Here is a 6,937-nt window from a genome sequence, read left to right on the forward strand (position 1 = left end):
GGTGGTGAGTTGGGTGGTACGGGTGGGGCTGTCGGGGTTGCTCGTCATGCCGACCACGGTCCCGCTGGTCGCGTAGCGTTAACCAGTGGTGACGCACCGACGCGGACTGGTTGTGCGTGCGGTGTGTGTACGGGTACGAGGCGCGCGGCGTGACCGCGTCCCTACCGGGGGCGTTGGGCCGGGGAGGCGGTGGTCGATGACAGAGCGTACGGGTGCGGCGACGGGGGCCGAGGCGGTTCCGCGCGGTGGCGGCGGAGCGGTCGTCAACTTTGCGGACGGCTGGGAGGGTGACGACGGGACCGGGCGGCGGCCGGAGGACAAGGCGGGTCGGGGCGTCGTCACGGCGTTCGGGCAGACCATGAAGATGCTACGCGTGCGGAAAGGGATGGAGCGCGAGGAGTTCGGCAAGCGGCTTGGGTACTCGGCCTCCACGATCGCGGCGTTCGAGCAGGGGCGGCGGATTCCGTCGCCTCGGACCATCGACCGGGCGGACGAGGTACTGGACGCGGATGGGTTGCTGTGCCTGTGGAAGGACGAGGTGGAGCGGGCGCAGTATCCGGTGTTCTTCCAGGGGATGGCGACGCTGGAGAAGGAGTGTATTGAGCTTGTCTCGTACGACACCCTGGTGGTCAAGGGCCTGCTCCAGACCGAGGAGTACATGAGGGCGCTCCTGGCGATGCGACGTCCGGTCCTGGACCAGGACACCATCGAGCAGCGCGTGGCCGCACGATTGGCCCGGCAGGACATCTTCGAGCGCTGGCCCGCGCCGCTGCTGAGCTTCGTGATGGACGAGTCGGTGTTGCGACGTTGGTACGGCGGAAAGGGCGTGCTGCGGGGACAGCTGGAGCACCTCCACCTGATCGGCCAGAAACGGAACGTCGAGATCCAGGTCATGCGGCTCGACTGTGAGGAGAGTGCTGGCCTGGACGGGGGCCGTTCACGGTCGTCACGCGTAAGGACGGCAAGAAGTTCATGTACACCGAGGCTCAGGGAACCAGCGCTCTTCAGACCGACCCGGAACAAACGGCTCTCGCCGCCGCGCGCTATGGGATTATCCGGTCACAGGCTCTCACTTCACGAGAGTCACTGGAGTTGATCGAAGGGTTGCTGGGAGAGCTATGAACAACGCTGAGTCCTCGACCGTCGCCTCTGACCTCGTCTGGTTCAAGAGCAGCTACAGCGGAGCCGAGGGCGGCGATTGTGTAGAGGTTGCGACCGGTACGGCAGCTGTGCACATCCGGGACTCCAAGGCTGCTGCCGGGCCCGTCCTCACGGTGTCGCGCGGAGCGTGGGCGGGGTTCGTCGGGTTCGCCTCGTCGGAGCGGGGTCTCTGACGCTCGTACGCTCACGAGAGCCCTGCCGGTTCCTTCGGGACGGCAGGGCTCTCGTGAGCCTGGCCGGGCGGTCATGCCCCCCGGGCCGCTCGCCAGGACCCCCGCAGCTCGACTTCAGGCTGACGGAGCAACAGAGTCCCCTCGAAGTGCCGCCGCCCCTTCCTCGTAGGGAAGTCGAGGTCAACCGATCCCATAGAGGCTCGGCAGGTCGACCAGGAGAAGATCGTCGCGGCTGGCCGCGGACTCGATCAGGTCCGGGTAGAACCCGTGCAGGGAGAACAGGGCCAGGGTGGTGCCCGTGGTGTCGTAGCCCTGGTCGGTGAGCAGGGTGCGGATGCGTTCCAGGCGTTGCAGGTCGCCAGTGCCGCGGCGGGCGGCGGTGGCCTTGGCCTCGCCAAGGAGGGCGATCCGGGCGCGGGGGGCCTGCGGGCGCTCGCCCAGGGCCAGGGCGATGACGTCGACCTCGTGCTTGGTGCGGGCCGCGGGGTCCGCCACTTCGGTGGTACCGACCGGCCCGGGCAGGCCGCCGGGAAGCAGGGTGTGGGCGTATCGGCGGGTGAAGGTGCGGGCGAGGTCCTCGAAGTGGGGGCCGAGGATCTTGGAGTTGAAGGTCGGCGCGGCGGCCTGCCACGCCTCTTCGGCGAAACCCTGTTCGACGGTGGCCGCCTGCGGCAGGGTGATCAGCTGATTGAAGCGAATGACGGGGTCGGCCAGGGTGATAACGGGGTGGCGGGGACGCAGGATGTCCTGCTCGCGCTGGATGTATCCCGTGGACTCCAGGACGTCGAGCGGGTGGGTGACTGCGTTGCGCTGCCGTTCCAAAGCCGCGCCGATCTTGGTGGGAGTGGTGGCGCCCTGGGCGATCGCGGTGAGGATGTCGTAGTAGAGGGTGTGCTGGGTGATCCGAGGGTCCTCACGCAGCAGATACTCCGTCTCCGTGCGCGAGTACACCGCCCGCCCCGGGTCCAGGAGCGTCCGCGTCAGCCAGGAGGCGAAGCCGTCGTTCGGGTGCGGGCGGGCCGCCACCGGCCGGTAACCGGGAGCGCCGCCGAGGACGGCGTGCACCTGCAGGGCGGTCAGCGGGTCGTCGATCTGCCAGAACGCACGGCTGGCCCGGTAGTCGAAGGCCCTCAGCCTCAGATCGATCACCGCACGGCCGCGCAACGGCTTCGTTCCCGACAGCAATTCGTGCATGACGCTCATCGCGGACCCACACAGGATCACCCTCGCTCCGGCGCCAGCCCCGGTGCCCCGCTGGCGCTCGTCGTAGAGCTGCTGAAGCAGGCCAGGGATCTCGGGAGAGTGCTGGAGGAGATACGGCAACTCGTCGATCACCAACAACGGAGTCTGTGAACGCGCGGTGACATCGAGGGCGTTGGACAGGACCTCACGCCAGTCGGTCAACCGCAGCGTGCCAGGCCGCAGACCCGCGTGGACCGCGATGGCGTCGCTGAACCGCTGGATCGCCGGCAGCCGCCCTTCCTCCCGCACCGCGGTGACGTACAGACCCCCGACCCGCTCCGACAGCGCCTGCAGAAGATACGACTTCCCGTGCCGCCTGCGCCCCGACACGATCCCAAGACGCATCGCCGGATCCGGATCCGTGAGGAACTCGGTGAGCAGACCCCACTCACGATCACGGTCGACCACGTCCTCGGGCTTGGCAAGCGTGCTCTCGTCCACCGGAACTCCCCACCAGCCTGGATCGACCTCGACATGTCTAAGTCTACTTAGACGGAATCGGTCCAGCCCGACTTGGCTCCGGCAGGAGAAGTCAATCGCGGTGATCGCCGCGGAGCCGTGTCAGCGGCTCTTTCCCGCGGGCTCCAGGATCGCCACGCACTCCACGTGGTGGGTCACCGGGAACAGGTCGAACGCGCGCAGCCGCCGCGGCACATAGCCCGCCTCGCGGAAGTACGTGAGGTCGCGGGCCAGGGCCGCCGGGTCGCAGGCCACGTAGGCGATGCGGCGGGGGCCGAGGGAGGCCAGGCGGGCCACGGTCTCCTTGCCCGCGCCGGCCCGGGGCGGGTCCAGGACGATCAGGTCGGCCTCAGTGATGCCGGTGCGGGGCAGGATCTGTTCGACCTTGCCGTGCTCGATCCGGACCCGGTCGAGGTCCTGGAGGTTGTGGCGGGCGTCCTCGACCGCGCGTTTGCCGGACTCGATGCCCAGCACCGCGCCGCGTTCGCCGACCCGCTCGGCGAGCGCGCCCGCGAAGAGGCCGACGCCGCAGTACAGGTCGAGGGCCATGTCGCCCTTGCGCGGCATCAGGCCCTGCATGACGGCCTCGACGAGCAGATCCGCGGCCTTGGGGTGGACCTGCCAGAAGCCGCCTTCGCCGACCCGCCAGGTGCGGCCGGCGGCGCGCTCGCGGACGAAGGGGCGGCCGTGGACCCGGTGCACCGGGCGGGTGCCCTCGCGGCTCTGGGGCTCGCCCAGCCGGAGCACGGAGACCGGCCGGTCCAGTTCCACCAGCGGGAGCCGGCCACCGGGGCGCGGGGTGAGGACGACCTGGCGGTCGGAGGAGCCCGTGGCGGCGATCGCCTCCACGGTCGCGATCTGCGGCCATTCGCGCTTCTCGACGCCGAGCTCGGTGACACCGGGGGCGGCGATCAGGCAGTGGTCGACGGGCTCGACCTCGTGCGAGCGGTGGCGGCGCAGCCCCGGCCGCCCCTGCTCGTCCACCGCGTACTGCACACGGGTGCGCCAGGCCGGGACCTCGCCCCGGGTGACCTTGTCGCCGGGGGCGGGCTCGACGGTGCCGTCCCAGCGGGCCTCCTCGGGGGTCAGCCCGGCGAGCCGGCTCAGCTGCTCGGTGATGACCTCCGCCTTCAGCCGGCGCTGGGCGCCCGGGGCCGCGTGCTGCCAGTCGCAGCCGCCGCACCGGCCGGGGCCGGAGAACGGGCAGGGGGCCTCGACCCGGTCCTTGGACGCCTCCAGCACCTGTACGGCGTCGGCGCGCAGGAAGCGGGAGTCCGTCTCGCCCTCGGTCACCCGGGCCACGACGCGCTCGCCGGGGAGGGCGTGCCGGACGAACAGCACGCGGCCCTCGGAGGTCCGGGCGACGCAGTGGCCGCCGTGTGCGACCGGCCCGACCTCGACCTCGTACTCCTCGCCGACCAGCGATGCTTTGGGGTCACGGTGCATGGCGGCTCGGCTCCAGGTGCGGTTGGGGGTGGTGGGGCTGCGGTGGACGAGAGCGCCCACCGGCCAGCCCACCAGTCTAGGCCCTCGGCTGCCCGCCGCCGACCGGCCGCTCCTCCGCCGCCGCCGGCCGCTCCTCCGCCGCCGCCGGCCGGCTCTGCGCGCTGCCGGCCTTCGCCTTGTCGCCCTTGGGCGGGCCCACCGGGCCGCGCCGCACCGCGCCCGGTGCATGCCATTCGGCCCGCTTACGGGCGCGCTTGCGGGCCAGCTCCGAGGAGTCCAGCTGCCAGGGCACGGAGGTCACCATGACGCCCGGGGTGAACAGCAGCCGGCCCTTGAGGCGCAGCGCGCTCTGGTTGTGCAGCAGATGCTCGTACCAGCGGCCGACCACGTACTCGGGGATATAGATGGAGATCACGTCGCGGGGGCTCTCCAGGCGCAGGCTCTTGACGTAGTCGATGGCCGGCCGGGTGATCTCGCGGTAGGGCGAGTCGAGGATCTTGAGGGGGACGTCTATGCCGCGCTCGGTCCACTCCTCCTGCAGCGCCTTGGTCTCGGCCGGGTCCACGCTGATGCTCAGCGCCTCCAGCTTGTGGGAGCGCATCAGCTTGGCGTAGGCCAGGGCGCGCAGCGTCGGCTTGTGGATCTTGGAGACGAGGACGATGGAGTGCACCCGGGAGGGGCGTACGGTCTCGGACTCGTCTTCCTCGTACGCCGACAGCTCGCCGGAGACGCTGTCGTAGTGGCGGCGGATCGCGGTCATCAGGATGTAGAAGAAGACCATGCCCAGCAGGGCGACCCAGGCGCCGTGGGTGAACTTGGTCAGCAGCACCACGGCCAGCACCAGGCCGGTGAAGAAGGCGCCGAAGGTGTTGATCGCGCGCGAGCGGAGCATCCGGCGGCGCACCGCCGGGTCCTGCTCGGTGCGCAGATGGCGGTTCCAGTGCCGCACCATGCCGGTCTGGCTGAGCGTGAAGGAGACGAAGACGCCGACGATGTAGAGCTGGATCAGCCGGGTCGAGTCCGCGCCGTAGATGTAGACCAGGATGGCGGCGGCGCCGGCGAGCAGCACGATGCCGTTGGAGAAGGCGAGCCGGTCGCCGCGGGTGTGCAGCTGGCGCGGGAGGTAGCGGTCCTGGGCGAGGATCGAGCCGAGCAGCGGGAAGCCGTTGTACGCGGTGTTGGCGGCCAGGAACAGGACCAGCGCGGTGGCCGCGGCCAGCACCACGAACAGCAGCGAGCCGTCGCCGAAGACGGCCGCCGCGACCTGGGTGATCACCGGGTCCTGGGTGTAGTGCTCGCCGAGCGCCACGCCCTTGTTCAGCAGGTCCTTGGCGGGGTCCTCGGCCATCTTCACATCGGTGGCCATCGCGAGGGCGATGATCCCGCAGAACATGGTGACGGCGAGGCCGCCCATCAGCGCCAGCGTGGTGGCGGCGTTCCGGCTCTTGGGCTTGCGGAAGGCGGGCACGCCGTTGCTGATCGCCTCGACGCCGGTGAGCGCGGCACAGCCGTCGGAGAAGGCCCGCAGCAGCAGGAAGACCAGCGCGAACCCGGCGAGCCCGGTGTGCTCGGCCTTGATCTCGTAGCCGGCGGTGGGCGCCTTCATGGAGTCGCCGAGGACCAGCCCGCGGTAGGCGCCCCAGGCGATCATGATGAAGACGCCGGCGACGAACACATAGGTGGGGATCGCGAACAGCTTGCCGGACTCGCGCACGCCCCGCAGATTCATCAGGGTCAGCAGCAAGATGATGCCGATCGCGCACAGGGTCTTGTGCTCGATGAAGAAGGGGACCGCGGAGCCCAGGTTCTCCACGCCGGAGGAGATCGACACCGCCACGGTCAGGATGTAGTCGACGAGCAGGGCGCTGGCGACGGTCAGCCCCGCCCGGGGGCCCAGGTTCGTGTTGGCGACCTCGTAGTCACCGCCGCCGCTGGGATAGGCGTGCACGTTCTGGCGGTACGAGGCGACCACCGTGAACATCAGCACGATGATCGCGACCGTGATCCAGGGGCTGTAGTGATAGCCCGACGCACCCGCCACCGACAGAACGATCATCACCTGCCCTGGCGCATACGCGACGGAGGACAGCGGGTCGGAGGCGAAGACGGGGAGCGCGATGCGCTTGGGGAGGAGCGTTTCTCCCAGCTTGTCGCTGCGCAGCGCCCGCCCGATGAGGATCCGTTTGGGAACGTCGGTCAGTTTGGACACGGAGAGGATCGTAAGCGGTCGCCGGTGCCGCCGCCCACCCCGCCCGGGGCACGACGGCGGGACCCGGTGAACCCGTCTACTGCCCGCGCCACCACGCCGCGAGCGAACCCCACCGGCGCCGCTGGGCCGCCCGCGGGGACTGGCTGGGCGTGTCGGACGCGTCCGGTGCGGTCTGTGGGGACCCGTGGGGCTTCGCCGGGGCCGCCGCCGGGGCGGGCGGCCCAGCGGCCGTCTCTTATACACACCT

At 70.3% G+C, this 6,937-nt stretch carries 4 protein-coding genes and 1 pseudogene; 2 read left to right on the forward strand and 3 right to left on the reverse strand.

The genetic code is table 11. The features are described from left to right. Nucleotides 1–196: 196 nt before the first annotated feature. Nucleotides 197–1,122, forward strand: a pseudogene (locus CCN51_RS30405) (helix-turn-helix domain-containing protein). Continuing rightward, on the forward strand, nucleotides 1,119–1,334 hold the full coding sequence (locus CCN51_RS30410; RefSeq protein ID WP_014175843.1) for a DUF397 domain-containing protein: 216 nt from the start codon (nucleotides 1,119–1,121) through the stop codon (nucleotides 1,332–1,334). Before CCN51_RS30405 ends, CCN51_RS30410 begins: the two are co-directional and overlap by 4 nt. Before the next feature lie 180 nt (nucleotides 1,335–1,514). On the opposite strand, the gene CCN51_RS30415 is transcribed toward CCN51_RS30410, so the two are convergent. From CCN51_RS30415 to CCN51_RS30425, 3 genes are all read right to left on the reverse strand, one after another. After that, entirely contained in the window at nucleotides 1,515–3,017 is a 1,503-nt protein-coding gene (locus CCN51_RS30415) for an AAA family ATPase (protein ID WP_014175844.1), read from the reverse strand. A 120-nt stretch (nucleotides 3,018–3,137) separates the two neighbouring features. Further along, complete coding sequence (locus CCN51_RS30420) at nucleotides 3,138–4,481, reverse strand: class I SAM-dependent RNA methyltransferase (protein WP_014175845.1); 1,344 nt, start codon at nucleotides 4,479–4,481, stop codon at nucleotides 3,138–3,140. A 76-nt stretch (nucleotides 4,482–4,557) separates the two neighbouring features. After that, entirely contained in the window at nucleotides 4,558–6,690 is a 2,133-nt protein-coding gene (locus CCN51_RS30425) for an APC family permease (RefSeq protein ID WP_086860295.1), read from the reverse strand. Nucleotides 6,691–6,937: the final 247 nt, after the last annotated feature.

Source organism: Streptomyces milbemycinicus (assembly GCF_002154605.1).
Classification (GTDB): Bacteria; Actinomycetota; Actinomycetes; order Streptomycetales; family Streptomycetaceae; genus Streptomyces; species Streptomyces milbemycinicus.

Coding starts and splice junctions, on each gene's coding strand:
- CCN51_RS30410 (WP_014175843.1), top strand. CDS start 1,119: ATGAACAACGCTGAGTCCTCGACCGTCGCCTCTGACCTCGTCTGGTTC.
- CCN51_RS30420 (WP_014175845.1), bottom strand. CDS start 4,481: ATGCACCGTGACCCCAAAGCATCGCTGGTCGGCGAGGAGTACGAGGTC.